This is a genomic window from Ensifer sp. Root31 (genome assembly GCF_001424825.1).
Taxonomy (GTDB): domain Bacteria; phylum Pseudomonadota; class Alphaproteobacteria; order Rhizobiales; family Rhizobiaceae; genus Ensifer; species Ensifer canadensis.
In genome coordinates this window covers 1-20,082 of sequence record NZ_LMCO01000001.1, presented here as the reverse complement: position 1 = coordinate 20,082, position 20,082 = coordinate 1, and the positions used below count along the sequence as shown (strand labels likewise).

Below are 20,082 nucleotides of genomic sequence, written 5' to 3'. Positions count from 1 at the left end.
AGACTGCGGTTGTTCGAGTGAATAATTGATGCATTTTCGCAACAGGCGTCAGTCGAAAGTAAAATTCGCCCCTGTTCGAAGCTTCTTCTGACTCTGGTGAATGACGAGATTTGGGCTGAATTTGTGCTCAGCGAGCCGCCCAGCGCTGCGCGAAATCGGTGCGTCAGCGGAGCAGGGGCAATTCGAACGGCAAAACTCTTTTAAATATCAACGCTATGTCAAAACATGTGCTGCGTGGTGCCCGGGATCGGACAATGCTGAAGCAGCATCTCGGCGAATCGTTTCATGAAAGGGTGGTGAAGTAAATAGCGAGAAGATGACGATGGTTTTTTTTGAGGACGGATGTACATTTTTAACATTGATTCGCGTCCTGAATTGCGACTGGTGGTGATATTCGGCTTGGGCCGGCTGTTGGCGGCGACAGTGCAAGCGCAGGTTCCAGGGCGGTGAATCCGGCACGGGGGCTGACATCATGGACATTTCGCAAGCAGACATAACTGTCTGGCCTTTGCCGACAGCGTCGACACGCCTACGCGGTGGTGGGCTTACGCGTGATCAGTTGTTTCGGCGGCTGGGCGACATGGCGGGGCGCGCCAACCTGGGAAGCGGGCTTGCGGCGCTGACCGAATATGTTGGCGCGAGCCATTATCTCCTGGCGCGATACGATCTCTCGCAGGATAACGGGCTCGACTTCGTCGTCTGCTCGGATTGGCCGTTCGACATCGTCAGACGGCTTTCGGGCATCATCATCGGACTTCATGCCAAGACGACCGAGCTTGAAAAATGCCTCTCGGTGCTGCAGCCAGTGTTCTATTCGCTGCCCGACGACATCGACCTGCCACGGGGCATCAGCCGCGAATATTGCGCGGTCACCTTCAATGTCGGACGGCTGCGCTTCTCGTTGATGCTGCTCGTTCCCGAGGATGTGATCCTGTCGCAGGAGAGCCTGCGCGATGTGACCCTGCTTGCTGGATACCTCGCAAGCTTCACCACACGCGCCGAAGTGCGGCACGATCGCGACTTCGACTTGACCGACCGTGAACTGGAGTGCCTGTCCTGGATCGCCGAGGGCAAGACGAGCGAAGAGATCGCCGTCATTCTCGGGATCTCCCGCAACACAATCAACAACTACATCACCAGCGTCATGCGAAAGACAGCCACGCGAACCCGCTCCGAGGCGATCGCCTATGCCGTCCGCAACAACCTGGTCTGAGGGGCGAGACTGATGACCCATTTCCTCGCCAGTGGACGCAACGACGACGACCAGCGGCACAGCCGTAGCGGCAGGGCGGCGCGCGCGGCCACTCTGATCACACGATTGCAGGCGATGCAGCGTCAGATCAACGCCAAGCATTTCGCCGTCCTGCGGCTCAACGGCAAGGGTATGGGCGCGGTGCGCAAGCTGACCTGCGTGCTCGACAACTGGGGAGTTTCCTCGGAAGCGAACGCGCATGATCTCATAACTCTTTACGGCGACGAGTTGACGGCCCATCTCGACACATCGCTGCTGCCGGTGCTTTGGAATGGCTCGGGCGAACATCAGGCGGCGGAGATGTTCGAGTTCGGGCACTTCGGCCACCGTCTGAAAGCGCGCAAGCTACCCTATTCCGGCATTGCCTTTCCCGTGCGGCTCGGTGCGCAGGGCAATGGATATGTGGTCTTCGCCGGCAGCTATGTCGAAGCGACGACCGAGCAGGTGGTTGATCTGCATGGCCGTAGCTGCACGATCATGACAGACCTTCTGGCGGCTGACGAGAAGCGCATGGTGCGGCCGGAGACGCTGAGTGATCGTGAGATCGCCTGCCTGCAGATGGCCGGCGACGGCCATATCAGCGAAGAGATCGCCGAACGGATGGGGCTCTCCGTCCACACGGTGAACGCCTATCTCGGCGCCGCCACGACCAAGCTCGATTCGGTCAACCGTATTCAGGCGATCGCCAAGGCTATTCGCCTCGGCTACATCAGCTGAAGATCGGGCGACCCGGAGCATTTCCAGGAAAAGTGCGTAGCGGTTTTCCGTCAGGAAATGCGTAAAAACAATAATATAGATCGTTTCTACGGCTCCGTTTAAACCGGAAGCGCTCTAACACGCCAGAGGCAGTTCATAGGATTTGATGAACTTCGCTTCGGTCAGGCTCTTTGCAAGGAAGGCCGTGTTCTCGTCTGGATCCGCCGACGGGTTCTGGAAGGTGATGTGGCTGATCTCGATGCCGGCGGTGTCGTTGCCCAGCGAGAGGCGTACGTAGATGGTGACGCCGCGCGGCTTGAGCTCGAGATCGAGCACGATTTCTGGCTCGCTGTCCCAATCCAGATTGTAATTTCCGCCGAGACCGAAATTGACCGTTCCGGGCAGGAAATAGAGCTCGGCGGCCGATTCAACGAGGTCAGCGAGGCTGGCATAGGATTCGAACCGCAGGAGAGCGATGAAATCCGCGGCGTCGATGAGACGCAACTCGGTCGCCACTGGGCGGATCGCTTCGGCTACTATCTGTTCCCGTCTCTCGGAGAATTCGCACTTTTTCATCGGCGTTACGTCATCCGTTTTGGTTGCGATTGCGCATGCACCCTGTGAATGAGTTCGGCAACTGCCTTGTAAAACACGGGTGGAATCACACTATCGACCGAGACTTGTGCAAACATGGAGCGTGCAAGCGGTGGATCCTCGAAGACGGGAATGCCGTTCTTCTCTGCGATCTCGCGGATTTTGAGGGCAACGAGGTCCTGACCAAGGGCAACGACCACCGGTGCGTCGCTTTCTTCGCGGACATAACGCAGGGCAACGGCATAGTGGGTAGGGTTGGCGATCACCAGGGTTGCCCGTGGCACCGATGAAATCATGCGCTTGCGCGCCCGATCGCGCTGCATTGAGCGCAGGCGCGACTTGACGATCGGGTCGCCCTGCGCCTGCTTCATCTCCTCTTTTACTTCCTGCTTGGTCATCATCAGTTCGGTGTACCAATGGTGACGGGACCAGAAGAGATCGGCGATCGCCAAAACGGCGGTGGCCAGCATGATGACGATCATCACCTGGTTGAGATCGGACGTCATCGTCGAGAAGATCATAACCGGATCGGAGAACATCAGATCGAGCGTCGCGAAGTAGTCGTTCCAGAGAACCAGCACGACGAAGATCGACACGACGATGATCTTGAACAGCGACTTTCCGAACTCCACCAACCCTTGAACGCCGAAGATGCGCTTCAGGCCCGCCATCGGCGAAATCCGGTTCATCTTCGGCTGGATGCGATCGAGCACCGGACGCGGCAGGTTCTGAAAGATCGACGAGCCGACGCCGAAGACGATGAGCAGCACGAAGACGGGAACGAGCAGTGCTGTCGACTTCCACGCGAGGTGCGTCATCAACGCGACGACATCCGTGGCGTTGTTCAGTCGCCAGGCTTCCGGCTGCTCGAAAATGTCCTTGAGCGCCGCGGCAACCGTGCTGGCGCCGTCGGTCAGGAAGAACACGAAGAAGATGTAGATCGCCACCGTCGAGGCAAAGGTGGTCGCTTCGCGGGAGAAGGGCACGTTGCCCTTGTCGGCGGCGTCGGAGATCTTCTTCTCCGACGGGGATTCTGTTTTGCTGTCCTTATCCTGATCGTCCGACATGCGACAGGAAATCTCCCGACCGGTTTCCACAAGACAGCGCTGATCTTGCGCTGTTTGTAGTGAACCCGGAAACTAGGGCAGACAAGGGCTTCGCGGGGGCAATCATGCCGGGTCAACAGGAAATGCGGGGGCCGTCGATCTCTCCAAAACAGGAACGCGGGCCAAGGGCCCGCGTTGTGGTTCTACGATCAGGCTTAGCGCCGGTCCTTGAAAGGATACCCGGCGACCGGATGGATCAGGCGGCCTGCGCTTCCTTTTCCTTCAGCTCCAGCTGGCCGCTTGCGGCAAGGCGGATCGCCTCCTGGGTGATCGAGCGGCGGGCGATGGCGATGTCGCGCGGGTTGATGCCGGCATCGCCCATGGCAAGATCGGATTCGATCATGCGGCGCTGGCGTGCGCCGATGGAGGCGAGCACCGATTCGCGCAGGTCCGAGGTCGAACCGCGCAGCGCCATGGTGATGATGTCGGTCGAGACATCGTTGAACAGCTGAACGCGGCTGCGCTGCGGCATGTAAAGAACGTCGTCGAAGAGGAAGATCTTCGGGCGAACCTTCTTGGCCGATTCGGTGCTGAGAGATTCGAGCGAAGCGAGCAGCGTGTCGACCTGCGGCTTGTCGAGCTCGTTCATCACCTCGGCGATCTTGGTCGGACCGGCGGAATTGCGCTCGGCTTCCATCTCGCCGATCATTTCCATGACGCGGTTCTCGATGATCGACGCAGCCTTCGGGCTGACGTCCTTCATGTTGACGGCGCGCTTCAGGATATCCGGCCTCTGCTCTTCGGAGAGCTGCAGCAGGACCTTCGCGCCGAAGCTCGACGGCATCATCGACAAGACATAGGCAATGGTCTGCGGATGTTCCTTGGCCAGCTGCAGCGCAACCGCGATCGGGTCGCATTCCTGCAGTCGGTCCCAGATGTTGGCTTCGTAGGACTGGAAGGTGGCGCGGCGCCCGAGCAGGCCGTCGACTTCGTCCGGGGTCAGGCCTTCCTCGAGAATGCTCTCGATCGCCTTGGCATTGTCCATGAGGCCGGCGCCCTCGGTGAACAGGTCTTCGAATTCGTTGACCAGCGCTTCCAGTTCGTGGGGAGGGATGGCCCGCAGCGACTGCGCCGAAGCGATGATCGCCTGCAGCTCGCTCTGGGTGAAGAACTTCAGCAGCTTTCCGGCGACGGTCTTGCCCATCGCGAGCAGAACGGCTGCTGCCTTGTCGGTCTGGTTGAGAGGTCTGGAGAGTGCCTGAGCCTCAAAACTTTCGAAATCCATCATGGATTCATCCCTCGCCCAATGATTGGGTTCTATGACTTCTTGCTGCCCTTGATCTCGATGAGCTTGACGCCGAACCGGGTGTCGTCGCCTTCGAGAACGGTAATTTCACCACGGCCGATGATCCGGCCGTTGACCATGATTTCGACCGGTTCGCCGATCCGCCGGTCGAGCGAGATCGTCGCGCCTTCGGTCAGGTTCATGAGACCCGATACCTGCATTCGGCTGGTGCCGAGAACGATCTGAACATCGATCGGAATATCCATGATCAGGTCGAGATTGGCGGTCATGCCGCTGCCGGGCGGCGTGTCGGTGACGGTTTCACCGGCATCGAAGTCCGATGCGCCGAAATCGCTGGCGCCGAAGCTGCCGCCGCCGAAATCCGTGGTGGCCGGGGTCTCCGACAGATCGTTGCCAAAGGTGTCCGAACCGAAGTCGCCGCCAAAGGCGCCAAGACCATCGGCCGGAGCGGCGAAGTCGCCGCCGAATTCGCCTGCGCCACTGAGCGTGTCTACGCTGCCGAACTCGGCGCCGAAGCCAGCCGGCGCGTCCGTGTCTTTCTTGAGAACACCGCGCAGATCGTCGATCGCCTGGTCGAGTTCCATGTCTCCGACAGCGAGTGCGGCCTGTTCGTTGATTGGTGCTTTCTTGGGTGCCATGTGCGAACTATTCCAGTTGAAGCTTGCCTCAGGCCTACTGCCTGGCGACGGCGAGCCGAATTAACTCATGATGTGGCGAAGGATGTCCTGTTCGGAGCCGTGGGTATCCTTGACCCGCACGGTGTATTTCGCACCCGATCGGCCGAACTCGCAGACGTAGAGATCGCGGCCGTTGGCGTTCACGTCGACGCGAACGTCCTGGGCATCGTGGAAGGGAATGACGTCGCCGGCCCGGAGGCGGCTGATCGTCTCGAGTGTCAGGCTTTCAAGCCGGATGCGTGCCTCGATGGTGACGGCGGAGCGGCGAACCTGCTCCTCCATCTGTTCGGTCCATTCGGACTTCTGCTTGCGGTTCTGGCCGGCACCCTTCGGAAAGACGATCTGCGTCTTCAACAGCACGCTTTGCGGCACGATGATCGAGAAGGTCGACAAAACAGGGCCGAAACCGATCGTCATGTCGATCGCTGCCGCATGAACGTCCTCGACCGCAGGGTCGGGCTTGCCGCGGGAAGCACTGTTGTGGGCGCGGGCAACGATCGGCTCGAAGCCGCCCGACGCGTTGACGGCGGTGCGAAGCACGTCGGCGATCTTCTCGAAGATCGGTTGGGCGACGTCGATTTCGATCGGGGAAAGTGTGCGCGGTTGCGGCTCTTCGATATCGGTCGGCTCCGCGCCCAACAGCGCCTCGACCATGGTGATGATGATCGGGCTGTCGCAGCTGATCAGAAAGTCGGGGCACCAGTTGCGCAAGCAGATGTCGCTGATCAGCACGCCGTTGCCGAGCTCGGCGATCAGGCTGTTGCGCAGGCCGGTGCGGAAGCCCGCATAGCCGATGGCGATGTCGAGGCCGGTTTCCGCCTTGCAGATGTCGGGAAGGAATTCGCCGAACACCTGGCCGAGATCGAGCGCCACCCGGCCGATCGCGCGGTCGTCGCCGAGCGCGCCGGTCATGCGCGCCAGCAGTTTCCTGTCGAAGGGATGAACGTTTGTCGGTGTTCCTGATGTCATGGGATCAAGCCGCCTTGCTTTCGCTGCCGCCGCCGGGGTTCATCATCTCCTGCTCGACGGCGTCGATCGAAGGACGCTCATAGGCCGAAATCGTCTTGCGGCCGTATTCAAGCGCGACCTGCGGAACCGAGCCGTTCATGTAGGCAAGCAGCGTCTGCTTGACGATGATGTAGAGCCGGTTCTGTTTTTCGCGGACGGATTTGATGTTCGCGACCAGCGGAGCGACGATCGAGTAGGAGAGGAACACGCCGAGCAGGGTGCCGACGAGTGCGGCGGCGATCTTGGCGCCGAGAACCTCAGGCGCTTCGCTGATCGCGCCCATCGCCTTGATGACGCCGAGAACCGCCGCGACGATGCCGATCGCCGGGAAGGCGTCGCCCATGATCGTCAGCGCGTGGTAGGACTTCATCTTGTCGTGGGTGATCGTCTGGATTTCTTCATCCATCAGCGCCTCGATCTCATGCGAGCGGGCGTTGCCGATGATGATCAGGCGGACGTAGTCGCAGATGAAGGCCGTCAGTTCCTTGTTTTTCAGCACGGTCGGCGCCGACAGGAAGATCGAGGATTCTTCGGGGTTGTCGATGTGGCTTTCGATCTCGTTGCGCGACTTGGTTCTCAGATCGCGCATCAGCGAGTAGAGAACGCCGAGCGTGTCGAGATACTCCCGCTCCTTGGGAACCTTATGGCGAAACGCTTCGCCGAGAGCCTTTCCGGTATCCTTCACCACCTTCATGGAGTTGGCCATGATGAAGCCGCCGATACCGGCGCCGCCGATGATCAGCAGTTCGAAAGGCTGGTTGAGGACTTCCATGTGGCCGCCCATGGCCACGTAGCCGCCGAGAATACAGCCGAAAGTCACAAGAAGCCCGATGATGATGTTCATTTTCGATACCTGACACGATCCCATTTTCGTCTAACGGGATAAGGTTTCTTCCTTGCGTGAGGCTGGCCGTCGAAGCGGCGGAAATCATTGCGGTGGAACAGGTTCGCGCAAGCCAATCCGGTCAGGATTTGCTATGGCCGGCTCTCCAGTCGCGCCCGTCTCACTCCGCTAAGGGCGACCGATCGTGACCACGACCTATACGAGCTACAAGCTGATTACGGCCGACTTGGGCAAGTCGCTGGAGCGCGTCGCCGAGGAACCGGACGTCGCCCGCGAGACCGAATATTATCTTTCGAAGATCGGCGACATAAAAACGATCGACCAGTTTTTCGCTGACACGCGCCTCTACAACTATGCGATCAAGGCGCACGGTCTCGAAGACATGGGCTACGCCAAGGCCTTCATGCGCAAGGTCTTGACCGAGGGCTTCGACAACGAGGATGCCTTCGCCAACAAGTTGACCGACAGCCGCTACAAGCAGCTGGCCGAATCGCTGAATTTCGCCCTTCACGGCGAGGCGGCCACCTCCTTCGATCGCGCCCAGAAGGGCGTCGTCGACAAATACGCCCGCCAGACGCTCGAGCAGAGTGCCGGCGAGGAGAACGCCGGCGTGCGGCTCGCGCTCTATTTCGCCCGCATGGCGCCGTCGATATCAAGCGGTTACGCCATCATTGCCGACGAGGCGCTGGCGCAGGTGGTGCGCACCACGCTGCAGCTGCCCGACGAATTCGCCGGCACCGAGGTCGACCGTCAGGCGGCCGCCTATGAGGACGCAATCGACCTCAAGGACTTCCAGGATCCGGCCAAGCTGACGGACTTTCTCGATCGCTTTACGGCGCTTTGGGAAATCAACAATTCAACGGACGGTTACGACCCGCTTGCGGTTTTCGGCGCGTCGAGCGGCTACGGCATCTCTTCCGACCTGCTCCTGTCCATCAACAGCCTGAAACTCGGGGGACGCTGAACGTGCAGACCGGTCTTTACGTTGCGATTTCGTCGCAGATGGCGCTTGAAAAGCGTCTCAATACACTTGCCGACAATATCGCAAACTCGGGCACCGTCGGTTTCCGCGGCACGGAAGTGAAGTTCAACCAGATGCTCGGCGATACCAAGCCGACCAAGGTTTCCTACGTCAGCAAGGGCGAAGAGTTCCTCAATAGCAGCAACGGTTCGCTGACGCGCACCGGAGGCATGTTCGATTTTGCCGTCAAAGGCGATGCCTGGTTTCAGATCGACACGCCCTCGGGTCCGGCGCTGACGCGCGACGGTCGCTTCACGCTGACCGAAACCGGCGAACTGGTCACCATTCGCGGCTATCCGGTTCTCGACGCCGGCGGCGCGCCGATCCAGATCAATGGCTCGGGCGGCGACGTGACCGTCGGCGCCGACGGTGCCCTGCACCAGAACGGTGTCGCGGTGGCCTCGCTCGGCCTCTACCAGGCCGACTTCAGCAAGGGCTTCATGCGCCTCGACAACAGTGCGGTGCTTCCGGCGGTACAGCCGGAACCGGTCGTCGATCGCTTCGATGTCGGCGTCATGCAGGGGTTCCTCGAAGAATCCAACGTCAACGCCATCGCGGAAATGTCGCAGCTGATCATGGTCACCCGCGCGTTCGACAACATCACCGCGCTGATGCGTGACAGCGAAGGGTCGCTCGACGAAGCGATCAAGACGCTCGGTGGCAGCCGCTAAGGCGTGACGGGAAACGGTATGGAACGCGAAGGCCTGAAGACGAGCGCCGCATCGACATCGCTGGCTGCCCTTGCCGGCCTGGTCGAACGCTACGCCAAACCTGAACATTCGATTGCGCCGGGCGGCCACGTCCAGACGATCTCTCCGGGCCACTATACGGTGACCGGCCTGTCGCGACATGTCCGGCTCGGCGATTTCGTCGCGCACAAGAGTTCGACTGGAACGCATCTCGGCGAAGTGGTGCGCGTCGAGCCTGAACGCGTGGTCGTCTGCCCGATCGAGCCGGGCGATTCGATCGGCATCCACGATACAGTCATCCGCAAGGGCGCCTTCCGCATCGCGCCGACCGACCAATGGTGCGGCCGGGCGATCAACGCGCTTGCGGAGCCGATCGACGGCCTCGGTCCGCTGCTGCAGGGCGACGTCCGCCGCTCGATTTCCAACACGGCACCGCCGTCGATGACCCGCAAGCGTGTGGAGCAGGGGTTCCGCACCGGTGTGCGGGCGATCGATATCTTTTCGCCGCTCTGCCTCGGACAGCGCCTCGGCATTTTTGCCGGTTCCGGTGTCGGCAAATCGACGCTGCTGTCGATGCTTGCGCGCGCCGATGCCTTCGACAAGGTGGTCATCGCGCTGGTCGGCGAACGCGGCCGCGAAGTGCGCGAATTCATCGAGGACACGCTCGGCGACAATCTTTCCAAATCGGTTGCCGTTGTCGCGACCAGCGACGAAAGCCCGATGCTGCGCAAGATGGCGCCGCTGACCGCCGTCACCATTGCCGAGCACTATCGTGACAACGGCGACAACGTGCTGTTGATCGTCGACAGTGTCACCCGTTTCGCCCATGCGATCCGCGAAGTGGCGACCGCATCAGGCGAGCCGCCGATCGCCCGCGGCTATCCGGCCTCGGTTTTTACCGAATTGCCGCGCCTGCTTGAGCGTGCTGGTCCCGGCGCTGAGGGCGCCGGCACCATCACTGCGATCATCTCGATCCTGGTGGACGGCGACAACCACAACGATCCCATCGCCGACTCGACGCGCGGCATTCTCGATGGGCACATCGTGCTCGAACGCAGCCTGGCGGAAGAAGGCCGCTATCCGCCGATCAATCCGCTGGCGTCGATCTCCCGTCTGGCACGCAAGGCTTGGACGCCGGACCAGGAAAAGCTGGTGTCGCGGCTGAAGGCGCTGATCCACCGCTTCGAGGAAACGCGCGACCTGCGCCTGATCGGCGGCTATCGCCCGGGTGGCGATCCCGATCTCGACATGGCGATCAAGCAGGTGCCGGTGATCTACGACGTGCTGACACAGACGGCGAGCGAGCCGCCGACGCAGGATGCTTTTTCCGATCTTGCCGGTGCGCTGAAGGCCGCGGCAATGGGCAATCAGCCGGGTGCTGCAGGGATGAGGCCGAGGTGATGGGTGTGACCGACTACGACGCCGACGAAACGATCCGCCAGCGCAAGCGCGAATCCGGCATGCCGATGATCGACAAGGCGCTGGCCGCAACCGGCATCATGCTGGCGGCCCTTGCGACCTTCTTTCCCTGGTACGCCTTTTTCAATCAGGACAAGTTCACGATGCCGCCGTTGTGGCAGGGCTCGACGCGTGATCTGCCGGAGAAGCCAGCGCGTAGCGTCCTGTCAGTATCGCCGTTGGCAATGTCCGATATGGACGGAGAAACCGTCGCGGCAATCGACCAACTGACGACGGCGACCGTTCCAAGCCTTGGCGGCGGCCCGGCCGTCGAGGGGACCGCTCCGAAGGAGGGGCTCGAGCAGCCATTCCCAGGCAAATCCGGCTTCAAGCTGATGCATGTCGCCAACGGTCGGGCTCTGATCGAGGATACGACCGGCATGTATATCGTGCGCATCGGTTCGATCCTGCCGGACAACAGCCGGCTGGCGACGCTTGAAGAGCGCGATGGCCGCTGGGTGATGATCACGTCGGGCGGCGAGGTCTACCAGGCCGACTGACCGGCCCCCATTTTCCGATCGTTCTTCTCCGTTGCGGGTTCGTCACTGTCCGCAATGGATAATGTCCTGCGTGTTTTGGATGCGTTCCGGCATCAGCACCAAGCTCGTTTCCGACGACAAGTCCCACGCAAGATTACCGACCTAGGTTCGCATCACCAAGCATGGAGCTTTTGATGCAACCGATTCAGCTTTTCGAACTCGCGTCCCGGCAGGCCCAGTGGCTGACCGTCCGCCAGAACGTGGTGGCCGGCAACATCGCCAACGCGAATACGCCGCACTACAAGGCCAAGGACGTCAAGCCGTTCGAAAGCGTGTTGGAAAGCACCGGCATCCAGATGGCCGCGACCCACAAGGCGCACTTCACCGAGAGCCTCGAAGCCTCGCAGGTGGCTGAGGTCGGCATGCTTGACGGCGTTCAGATCCAGCAATCCGGCAACAGCGTCGCGATCGAGCAGGAAATGATGAAGACCGGTGAGATCAAGCGCGACTACGAGCTCAGTGCCGGGCTCGTCAAAGCGTTTCACCGTATGATGCTCATGACGGTACGGAAGTAACAACCATGGATCCTTTGACTTCGGCCATGAAGGTCTCGGCCTCCGGTCTGCAAGCAGAATCGACCCGCCTGCGCATCGTTTCCGAAAACATCGCCAATGCACGCTCCTCCGGCGACGCACCCGGCGCCGACCCGTACCGGCGCAAGACCATCAGCTTTGCAGCCGAGGTCGACAGGGCCAGCGGCGCATCGCTCGTCGAGATCGAGCGGCTCGGCACCGATGATTCTGACTTCACCATCGAGTTCGACCCGGGCAATCCGGCCGCCGACGAGAAGGGCATGGTCAAGATGCCGAACGTCAACATCCTGGTTGAAATGGCCGACATGCGCGAAGCCAACCGCGCCTATGAGGCCAACCTGCAGACGATCAAGCAGTCGCGCGACCTGGTTTCCCAAACAATCGACCTGTTGAGAGCATCACAATAATGATCGACGCAATTAATTCTGTCGGCGCATTTTCGGTCATGAAAGAGGCCGAAGGTACCCGCCTTACGTCCTCTTCGTCGTCGGTCTTCGGTGCGGCCAGCGCCACCCCGGCGGCCCCGCAATCCCAGAGCTTTGCCTCGGTTCTCGGCGACATGGCGACCGACGCTATCGGCGCGATGAAGAAAGCCGAAGGCGCATCGCTCGACGGCATCCGCGGCCAGGCCAACACCCGTGAAGTCGTCGATGCGGTGATGAACGCCGAACAGTCACTCCAGACCGCAATCGCGATCCGCGACAAGGTGGTGACCGCCTACCTCGAAATCGCGCGCATGCAGATCTGAAGGAACGAGACATGAAGGCCCTTTCCATTGCCGCAACCGGCATGAACGCCCAGCAGCTGAACCTCGAAGTGATCGCGAACAACATCGCGAACATCAACACCACCGGCTACAAGCGTGCCCGCGCAGAGTTTTCCGACCTGCTTTATCAAACCGAGCGCGCCCAGGGCGTGCCGAACCGCTCCAACCAGGCGATCGTTCCGGAAGGTGCGATCATCGGTCTCGGCGTCCAGACGGCCGCCGTGCGCAACCTGCATATCCAGGGCAGCCTGGTCAGCACCGGCAACGACTACGACCTCGCGCTGGTCGGCCGTGGCTGGTTCCAGGTCGAAACGCCCGATGGCGAGACGGTCTATACCCGTGCGGGCGCCTTCAACAAGAATGCCCAGGGCCAGCTGGTGACGATCGACGGCTACACCGTCGTGCCGGGCGTCACCGTTCCGCAGGACGCCACCGAAATAGCCTTCACCAGCTCCGGCCAGGTAATGGTGCGCATCGGTAACGATCCGGCGATGCAGGAAATCGGCCAGCTGACGGTTGCCAACTTCGTCAATGAAGCGGGTCTCGAGCCGCAGGGCGAAAACCTGTTCAAGCAGACGCCGGCCTCCGGCGAGCCGATCGTCGGCACGCCGGCTGATCCGGGTTTTGCGCTGATCAAGCAGAAGTATCTCGAAGCGTCGAACGTCGATCCGGTCAAGGAAATCACCGACCTGATCTCGGCCCAGCGCGCCTATGAGATGAACTCCAAGATTATCCAGGCCGCCGACGAGATGGCGGCTACGGTGAGCAAGAACCTCAGATAACGGAAGAGGGGGCAAACATGACGTTTCGCCGAGCCGCAGGAATGACAGCTCAGAAGGACGGTTCCGCGCCAAGGGCGCGGCACGTGGTGGCGGGCATTTTGCTCGCCGCCGCTTTCCTGTCGCCTTCGGCAGGCTTTGCGGAACGGCTGACGGCAGTCATCCCCAAGCAGACGATTTACCCAGGCGAAGCGATCGACGCGAGCCGGGTCGAGATCGTTGATGTGACCAATCCCGATCTGACGGATGGTTATGTCAGGACGTTGAGCGAGATCGACGGCAAGGTAAGCAAGCGCACGCTGCTCCCCGGCCGCGTCATCCTGGCCTCCGCGCTGCGCGAGCAATATGCGGTCGAGCGCGGCTCCACCGTCCGTCTGATCTTCAGCAATGGTGGTCTCACCATCAGCGCGGCCGGTTCGCCCCTTCAGGACGCCGCGGTCGGCGATCTGATCCGGGCTCGCAACATTGATACTGGCGTTATCGTTTCCGGAACGGTGATGGCCGACGGCACGATACATGTGGTGGCGAAATGAAAATGCTTGCCTGCAAATGGTTCCTGACGCTGGCCGTCGCGCTGTCCACAGCGATGACGCCCGCCTTTGGCGCGTCGCGAATCAAGGACGTTGCCTCGCTGCAGGCCGGCCGCGACAACCAGCTCATCGGCTACGGCCTCGTCGTCGGCCTTCAGGGAACGGGTGACAGCCTGCGCGCGTCGCCGTTTACCGATCAATCGATGCGCGCCATGCTGCAGAACCTCGGCATTTCGACCCAGGGCGGAGAATCGCGCACGCGCAATGTCGCCGCCGTTCTCGTCACGGCGAACCTGCCGCCCTTTGCCAGCCCCGGCAGCCGCGTCGACGTGACCGTCGGATCGCTTGGCGATTCCACCTCCCTGCGCGGTGGTACCCTGGTGATGACCTCGCTCTCGGGCGCCGACGGCCAGATTTATGCGGTCGCGCAAGGGTCGGTCGTCGTCACCGGTTTCAATGCGCAAGGCGACGCGGCAACGCTCAACCAGGGCGTCACGACGTCAGGGCGCGTGCCGAACGGCGCCATCATCGAGCGCGAGCTACCGTCGAAATTCAAGGACGGCTTCAACCTCGTGCTGCAGCTGCGCAACCCCGACTTCTCCACCGCGGTCGGCATGGCCGCGGCGATCAACAAATATGCCGCGGCGCGATATGGCGGCCGCATCGCCGAAGCCCGGGATTCGCAGGCCGTTCTCGTCGAAAAGCCGAAGATGGCCGACCTTGCGCGGCTGATGGCGGAGATCGAGAACATCGTCATCGAAACGGACGTCCCTGCAAGGGTCGTCATCAACGAACGCACGGGCACGATTGTCATCGGTCAGGACGTGCGCGTCAACGAGGTGGCCGTCAGCTATGGCACCTTGACAGTGGAGGTCAGCGAGACGCCGACGGTGGTTCAGCCGCTGCCGTTCGCGCGCGGCCAGACGGCGATGGAGCCGAACACCACCATCGATGCTCAATCCGACGGCGGCACGGTCGCCATTCTCAATGGGTCCAGTTTGCGGTCGCTCGTTGCCGGTCTCAATAACATCGGCGTCAAGCCGGACGGCATCATCGCCATCCTGCAGAGCATCAAGACGGCCGGGGCCCTTCAGGCGGAGCTTGTCCTGCAATGATGAACATCGACCGCCTTCTCGGAAGATCCCGCAACATCCTGCTCGCATCGGTTGCCGTCGCGTCGATGCTGGCGATGCCCGGCGCCTTCGCCCAGGACGTCACCGCGCCGCCCGCCAGCAACGCCACAGCCAACGAAATCCAGCAGTTCTGCACCAACATCGCCGATGCTGCCCGCGACCAGCGCTACGTGCTGCAGCGCAAGGAACTCGAGGCTCTTCAGGCGAATGTCGACGACCGGATCGCGACGCTCGAAAAGCGGCGCGAGGAGTATGAAGACTGGCTGAAGCGCCGCAACGACTTCCTCAAGCAGGCCGAGATTGGCCTCGTCGGCATCTACAAGACGATGAAGCCGGATGCTGCCGCGGGCAAACTTGAATTGGTCCGTCCGGAGATTGCCGCCGCGATCGTCATGCAGCTGCCGGCGCGGCAGTCGTCGCTGATCCTCAGCGAGATGAGCGACGAGAAGGCCGCCATCCTGACCAACATCATCTCGAGTGCCAGCGATCCGAACACCTCGAAGGAACCATCATGAAAATGCGTCTAACGGCCATATTGGCCGCGGGCCTCCTCGCAGGATGTCAGAACCAGGCCATCAACGAGATCGGCCGTGCCCCCGCCATGAGCCCGATCGGCAGCGGTCTGCAATATACCCAGACACCGCAGCTGGCGATGTATCCCAAGGAGCCGCGCCATGTCGCCAACGGTTTCTCGCTCTGGAACGACCAGCAGTCGGCGCTCTTCAAGGATGCACGCGCGCTTAACGTCGGCGACATCCTGACGGTCGAGATCGCCATCAACGACAAGGCGTCGTTCGACAACAAGACCGATCGCAGCCGCAAGAACACCAGCGGCTTCAACATCGGCGCGAGCGGGCAGTCGGAAGCCAGCAGCTTTGGCTGGTCGGGTGACCTGAAATACGGCTCGAACACCAAGACCGAAGGCGACGGCTCGACCGAGCGGGCCGAAAAGCTCCAGCTGCTTGTCGCGGCAGTCGTCACCGGCGTGCTCGAAAACGGCAACCTTCTGATCAGCGGTTCGCAGGAAGTTCGCGTCAACCAAGAGCTTCGCATCCTCAATGTCGCTGGTATCGTGCGCACGCAGGACGTCGACTCCGAGAACGTGATCTCCTACGACCGGATTGCCGAGGCACGCATTTCCTATGGTGGTCGCGGCCGCCTGACCGAAGTGCAGCAGCCGCCTTACGGCCAGCAGATCATGGACCTGATTTCGCCGATCTGATCGGCAGGGAATGGCAAGATGGAAGAATTCGATACCGCCGCGCCCGTGAAATCACCGTCGAAGGTGATGACGATCGCCATCGTTGCCGTCCTGACGCTCGTCGCCGGCGGCGGCGGCTGGCTGGTCGGCGCCATGCTGGCGCCGCCGCCGCCCAAGGAGCAGGTGGAGGCGACCAAGGACACAGCTCCGAACGCAACCGGCGAGGAGGGCGTTCCGAAGATCGCGACGGAAGCCAACGGCGTCGTCCAGCTTGACCCGATCACCACGAACCTTGCCTACCCCTCGGAAAACTGGATCCGGCTCGAGGTGGCGTTGCAGTTCGACGGTGTCCCGGACCCGGCGATGGCCGAGCAGATACACCAGGATATCGCCGCCTATCTGAAAACCGTGTCGCTGCAGCAGATCCAGGGGCCGCGCGGCTTTCAATATCTCCGGGATGACATTCAGGAGCGGGTTGACCTGCGCTCGGATGGGCGCGTAACCAATGTTATGTTCAGAACCTTCGTCATTCAATGATTCGCTAAATGATCCGGCTCATCGCCTTCATAGTCGCCATGATGGCGATGTCCGGAATTGCCGGCGCCCAGAGTTTTCCCTCTGACATCCTGAACACGCCCATCGACGGATCGGCCGCCTCCTGGATCATCCGGACGTTCGGCCTTCTGACCGTTCTTTCGGTGGCGCCCGGCATCCTGATCATGGTCACCAGCTTTCCGCGCTTCGTGATCGCCTTTGCCATCCTGCGCACCGGCATGGGCCTGGCGACGACACCGTCGAACATGATCATGGTTTCGCTGGCGCTGTTCATGACCTTCTACGTCATGGCTCCGACCTTCGACCGCGCTTGGCGCGACGGCATCGACCCGCTGATGAAGAATCAGATTACGGAAACGGAAGCGCTGCCGCGCATCGCCGAGCCGTTCCGCGAATTCATGCTCGCCAATACCCGCGACAAGGATCTGCAGCTCTTCATCGATATAGCCAAGGAAAAGGGCCAGACCGTCGTCGTCAACGACAAGGTCGACCTGCGCGCCGTCGTTCCCGCCTTCATGATCTCGGAAATCCGCCGCGGCTTCGAGATCGGCTTCCTCATCATGCTGCCATTCCTGGTGATCGACTTGATCGTTGCCACCATCACCATGGCGATGGGCATGATGATGCTGCCACCAACGGCGATCTCCCTGCCGTTCAAGATCCTCTTCTTCGTGCTGATCGACGGCTGGAACCTGCTCGTCGGCAGCCTGGTACGCTCGTTCAGCTGACCAGCGAACCCGCTCCTCTTCGTTCTTTCAGCCTTGGCTTGTCGCCACGCGCCGTCTCCTGTGCGTGGCCGCGGCTGCTGCAGAAATATCCTCAAGTGTCATCGACCCAGGCACCAGCCGGTGAGTTTGAAACGTTGTCTTGCCCTTGTCGCGCTGTGTTTGATGCGCTGAGCTAAGCTGTAAGCAACGCGCCGGTTCTTGCGTAAAGCCGAACGAAAAACCCCGCCGGATGGGCGGGGTTCAGGAGGGTTATGATGTGCCGGCGGTTGAGCCCGCCTTCTGACTTTACTGTGCGAACGATCCTGTACGTACCGGCAGTGCCGGCACGTCGATGAGAGCAGGCTCCAATCCCTTCTTCGCGCGGTCGGCCATCGCCTCATAGGCCTGCTCGAGGTGGCGGCAGAAGCGTTCCGCATCAAAGAGCGGCATCTGCAGCCGGTTGTCGGCGAGCTTCTGCTTGTATTCGGCTACCTTGCCGCGGGTCTCGTAAAGGGCGATCGCCTGCCCGACATAGTCGTCGACATCGGCGGCAACGAGTTCCGGCACGCCGATTGCGCGCAGCAGGCTTTCGCTGACGCGCGAGGCGAAGTGCGTGCCCTTTGGCGTCAGCACCGGCAAGCCCATCCACAACTGCTCCGACGTCGTGGTGTGTCCGTTACAGGGGAAAGTGTCGAGGCCGAGGTCGGCGACTGGGATACGCGCCAAGTGTTGTTCGTACTCGACCTTCGCGCAGAAGATAATGCGTTTTGTGGCGATGCCGTAGCTCTGGAAACGCCGAAGAATATGAGCCTGGGCTTCCGGCTTGGGGCACATCAGCCAGAGAACGCTGTCAGGCGTCCTGCGCAGGATCCCAGCCCATGCCTTCATGGTTTCGACGGTGATCTTGCGGTTGGCGTTGAACGATGCGTAGACGAAAGCATCTTCCGGCAGGCCCGCTTGCGTGCGTGTCATCGCTGCCGGCCGTGGCCGGCCGGCAGGGTCGTTCGGCTGGTAGGTCTCGGGCAACCGGCAGAACCGCTCGTAGTAGTGGTCCTCGCTGCCATCGGGAAGGACGTGACGGTCGCCGATGATGTAGTCGAGATCGACGTTGACGGTGGTGCCGGGGAAACCGAGCCATGTCGCCTGCACAGGTGCGGTCTTGTGGTTGAGTATGGCAACGCGACTGTTCATCGTATGGCCCTTGAGATCGACGAGGATATCGATCTGCTCGTCGCGGATCGTCTGGGCGGCCTGCTCGTCGGAAAGGTTTTCGATGCGGACGATTTTGCCCCAGGTCTGACGCCCTTCGCCAGCAACGGCGAGGTGTTTCTCCGGCGTGTAGCAGAAGAGCGTCACGTCGAATTTCTCGCGATCATGCAAGGTCAGCACGGCTTGCAGGAGCTTCATCGTCGCGTGCGGTCCCCAGAAGTCGTTCGAAAGGTAACCCAGCCGTATCTTCTTGCCCCACACGTGCTGCATCTTGCGGCGTTCCTCGGGCAATGTTGGTGGGAACGGCTGATCAAGCGCAGCGGCCAGGCGGTTCAACTTTTCATCGCGGCACCAGTGCACATTGTAGAAAGGCGTTTCCGCGCGCAGAAATTTGCGGTTGGTCGCCTGGATCGCACGCTCCAGCGCCTGCGCATAGTTTTCGATTTCGTTGAAGTTGTTCACTTCCTGCATGAAAACGAGATAAGCCGACAGCAGGACCGGGTTCGATGGCGTCCGCCGGAACAGGTTGGTGACGATCTCGCGATCATCGTTGTTTCCGACATCCGACGTCAGCAGCTTTGCCGCCAGCACCTGGTGTTCCTGCCGCGCGCTCGCCGAGAGTGTCGATTTGAAAGGGCTGAGAATGTCGGCCTGGTCGCGCTTCAGGAACAAGGTCACGATGATGTAGGCAAGTTCGGGATCGGTCTTTGCCTGCTCGAGCAAGGGCCGGCCGAGGCTTAAGGCCTGATCATCATTGCCGCAGGCGAAATGCAGCTTCATGGCCTCGGCCAGGAAATGCTCCGAACGCAATCCGCCTTCTTCGCCGGCCAGCTGATAGGCTTGTGCAGCATCGCTCCGGAAGCCGAGCTTCAGCAGTACCTTTGCCAGAAGCGCATAGGTCTTGGCATCACGGGTAAGATCGAGCAGCTGATTGAGGGTATCGAGCGCCTCGGTGTACTGGCCTTTTTGATACTGCCGCGAAGCGGAAGAGAAGATGGTGTGGGCGTTCAAGGGAAGCTCCATGGGATAAGCGCAACCGTTGTCACCGCGCGAGCCTGTGCAACGTCAATGTTCCAGGGTGTTGTTTTGAAGCAGAAACCTTGCCCCAAGCGGGATTGTTGAGCGATTTGCGTATTGTTTGCCAATAAACGCGATGTCGATGAAGTCATTCGCGGGCGACGGGGTGGCGGCAAAGTAACGTGCCGTTAACCATAGGATTTTGCTTAGAAAATATCCTTCCGCCTTAATGAAATCGCAAGCTTTGGGAGGGATATTCACCTTCACATGACGGGTTTGGTTTCCTTCACTTGAGTGAGCGGAGCCGAGTGGCATGAAGCCGGTCCGTCATTGCCGGTAGACGTATTCAGTCCGGCATGTCCCCAACCGTGTAACCTTGTAAATTTGAGGGACAGTCTCATGACTTCTATTATGACCAACAACTCGGCAATGGCCGCACTCTCCACGCTGCGTTCGATCAATTCCTCGATGGAAACGACGCAGGACCGTATTTCGTCCGGCTACCGCGTTGGTAACGCTTCC

General features: G+C 60.9%; 24 protein-coding genes and 1 pseudogene. 17 read left to right on the top strand and 8 right to left on the bottom strand.

Annotated features, from left to right (window positions below; genetic code table 11):
- The first annotated feature begins 472 nt into the window (after window positions 1–472).
- Both ASD00_RS00120 and ASD00_RS00115 read left to right on the top strand, forming a co-directional pair.
- A complete protein-coding gene (locus ASD00_RS00120; protein ID WP_025425906.1) occupies window positions 473–1,213 on the top strand; it encodes a helix-turn-helix transcriptional regulator in 741 nt (246 codons plus the stop codon).
- Window positions 1,214–1,225: 12 nt separating this feature from the next.
- On the top strand, window positions 1,226–1,969 hold the full coding sequence (locus tag ASD00_RS00115) for a helix-turn-helix transcriptional regulator (RefSeq protein WP_025425907.1): 744 nt from the start codon (window positions 1,226–1,228) through the stop codon (window positions 1,967–1,969).
- A 114-nt stretch (window positions 1,970–2,083) separates the two neighbouring features.
- Here the strand turns inward: ASD00_RS00115 and ASD00_RS00110 are convergent, their stop codons facing one another.
- The 6 genes from ASD00_RS00110 to motA form a co-directional block, all read right to left on the bottom strand.
- Window positions 2,084–2,524 carry a hypothetical protein gene (locus ASD00_RS00110; protein WP_025425908.1) on the bottom strand — a complete coding sequence of 147 codons (441 nt, stop codon included), beginning with the start codon at window positions 2,522–2,524 and terminating at the stop codon, window positions 2,084–2,086.
- A gap of 5 nt (window positions 2,525–2,529) precedes the next feature.
- Window positions 2,530–3,609 (bottom strand): flagellar biosynthesis protein FlhB, encoded by a 1,080-nt coding sequence (flhB, locus tag ASD00_RS00105; RefSeq protein ID WP_025425909.1) that lies wholly within the window; start codon window positions 3,607–3,609, stop codon window positions 2,530–2,532.
- 235 nt (window positions 3,610–3,844) lie between these two features.
- Window positions 3,845–4,876, bottom strand: coding sequence for a flagellar motor switch protein FliG (fliG, locus tag ASD00_RS00100; protein ID WP_057204228.1), 1,032 nt, complete (start codon window positions 4,874–4,876; stop codon window positions 3,845–3,847).
- Window positions 4,877–4,905: 29 nt separating this feature from the next.
- On the bottom strand, window positions 4,906–5,532 hold the full coding sequence (gene fliN, locus ASD00_RS00095; RefSeq protein WP_057204227.1) for a flagellar motor switch protein FliN: 627 nt from the start codon (window positions 5,530–5,532) through the stop codon (window positions 4,906–4,908).
- Between the two features lie 60 nt (window positions 5,533–5,592).
- Complete coding sequence (locus ASD00_RS00090; protein WP_025425912.1) at window positions 5,593–6,540, bottom strand: FliM/FliN family flagellar motor switch protein; 948 nt, start codon at window positions 6,538–6,540, stop codon at window positions 5,593–5,595.
- A gap of 4 nt (window positions 6,541–6,544) precedes the next feature.
- The gene (motA, locus tag ASD00_RS00085) at window positions 6,545–7,423 is read right to left on the bottom strand and encodes a flagellar motor stator protein MotA (RefSeq protein WP_025425913.1); all 879 of its coding nucleotides are present in this window, start codon (window positions 7,421–7,423) and stop codon (window positions 6,545–6,547) included.
- A 184-nt stretch (window positions 7,424–7,607) separates the two neighbouring features.
- On the opposite strand from motA, the gene ASD00_RS00080 reads away from it, so the two are divergent.
- The 14 genes from ASD00_RS00080 (at window position 7,608) to fliP (ending at window position 17,355) form a co-directional block, all read left to right on the top strand.
- Entirely contained in the window at window positions 7,608–8,387 is a 780-nt protein-coding gene (locus ASD00_RS00080; RefSeq protein ID WP_057204221.1) for a DUF1217 domain-containing protein, read from the top strand.
- Between the two features lie 2 nt (window positions 8,388–8,389).
- A complete protein-coding gene (gene flgF / locus ASD00_RS00075) occupies window positions 8,390–9,115 on the top strand; it encodes a flagellar basal-body rod protein FlgF (RefSeq protein ID WP_025425915.1) in 726 nt (241 codons plus the stop codon).
- An 18-nt stretch (window positions 9,116–9,133) separates the two neighbouring features.
- Window positions 9,134–10,534, top strand: a complete 1,401-nt coding sequence (gene fliI / locus ASD00_RS00070) for a flagellar protein export ATPase FliI (protein ID WP_057204219.1) — start codon at window positions 9,134–9,136, stop codon at window positions 10,532–10,534.
- On the top strand, window positions 10,534–11,091 hold the full coding sequence (locus tag ASD00_RS00065; protein WP_025425917.1) for a hypothetical protein: 558 nt from the start codon (window positions 10,534–10,536) through the stop codon (window positions 11,089–11,091). The genes fliI and ASD00_RS00065 overlap by 1 nt, the downstream gene beginning before the upstream one ends.
- Window positions 11,092–11,264: 173 nt before the next feature.
- Window positions 11,265–11,645, top strand: coding sequence for a flagellar basal body rod protein FlgB (flgB, locus tag ASD00_RS00060; protein WP_025425918.1), 381 nt, complete (start codon window positions 11,265–11,267; stop codon window positions 11,643–11,645).
- A gap of 5 nt (window positions 11,646–11,650) precedes the next feature.
- Window positions 11,651–12,070: a flagellar basal body rod protein FlgC gene (gene flgC / locus ASD00_RS00055; protein ID WP_025425919.1), complete on the top strand. Its 420-nt coding sequence runs from the start codon at window positions 11,651–11,653 to the stop codon at window positions 12,068–12,070.
- Entirely contained in the window at window positions 12,070–12,411 is a 342-nt protein-coding gene (locus tag ASD00_RS00050; RefSeq protein ID WP_025425920.1) for a flagellar hook-basal body complex protein FliE, read from the top strand. Before flgC ends, ASD00_RS00050 begins: the two co-directional genes overlap by 1 nt.
- Window positions 12,412–12,422: 11 nt before the next feature.
- Window positions 12,423–13,211, top strand: coding sequence for a flagellar basal-body rod protein FlgG (gene flgG / locus ASD00_RS00045; RefSeq protein ID WP_025425921.1), 789 nt, complete (start codon window positions 12,423–12,425; stop codon window positions 13,209–13,211).
- A 17-nt stretch (window positions 13,212–13,228) separates the two neighbouring features.
- Window positions 13,229–13,741: a flagellar basal body P-ring formation chaperone FlgA gene (flgA, locus tag ASD00_RS00040; RefSeq protein ID WP_025425922.1), complete on the top strand. Its 513-nt coding sequence runs from the start codon at window positions 13,229–13,231 to the stop codon at window positions 13,739–13,741.
- Window positions 13,738–14,853, top strand: coding sequence for a flagellar basal body P-ring protein FlgI (locus tag ASD00_RS00035; RefSeq protein ID WP_025425923.1), 1,116 nt, complete (start codon window positions 13,738–13,740; stop codon window positions 14,851–14,853). The genes flgA and ASD00_RS00035 overlap by 4 nt, the downstream gene beginning before the upstream one ends.
- Complete coding sequence (locus tag ASD00_RS00030; protein WP_025425924.1) at window positions 14,850–15,386, top strand: MotE family protein; 537 nt, start codon at window positions 14,850–14,852, stop codon at window positions 15,384–15,386. Before ASD00_RS00035 ends, ASD00_RS00030 begins: the two co-directional genes overlap by 4 nt.
- The gene (gene flgH / locus ASD00_RS00025) at window positions 15,383–16,093 is read left to right on the top strand and encodes a flagellar basal body L-ring protein FlgH (protein ID WP_025425925.1); all 711 of its coding nucleotides are present in this window, start codon (window positions 15,383–15,385) and stop codon (window positions 16,091–16,093) included. The genes ASD00_RS00030 and flgH overlap by 4 nt, the downstream gene beginning before the upstream one ends.
- Before the next feature lie 18 nt (window positions 16,094–16,111).
- On the top strand, window positions 16,112–16,609 hold the full coding sequence (locus ASD00_RS00020; protein WP_025425926.1) for a flagellar basal body-associated FliL family protein: 498 nt from the start codon (window positions 16,112–16,114) through the stop codon (window positions 16,607–16,609).
- Between the two features lie 8 nt (window positions 16,610–16,617).
- A complete protein-coding gene (fliP, locus tag ASD00_RS00015) occupies window positions 16,618–17,355 on the top strand; it encodes a flagellar type III secretion system pore protein FliP (protein ID WP_025425927.1) in 738 nt (245 codons plus the stop codon).
- Between the two features lie 285 nt (window positions 17,356–17,640).
- Here fliP and ASD00_RS00010 read toward each other — a convergent pair whose 3' ends face one another.
- Window positions 17,641–19,554 carry a glycosyl transferase gene (locus ASD00_RS00010; RefSeq protein WP_025425928.1) on the bottom strand — a complete coding sequence of 638 codons (1,914 nt, stop codon included), beginning with the start codon at window positions 19,552–19,554 and terminating at the stop codon, window positions 17,641–17,643.
- A 54-nt stretch (window positions 19,555–19,608) separates the two neighbouring features.
- Complete coding sequence (locus ASD00_RS00005; RefSeq protein ID WP_156585422.1) at window positions 19,609–19,875, bottom strand: hypothetical protein; 267 nt, start codon at window positions 19,873–19,875, stop codon at window positions 19,609–19,611.
- Between the two features lie 84 nt (window positions 19,876–19,959).
- On the opposite strand from ASD00_RS00005, the pseudogene ASD00_RS39640 reads away from it, so the two are divergent.
- Window positions 19,960–20,082 (top strand): annotated as a pseudogene (locus ASD00_RS39640) (flagellin); the annotation flags it as partial.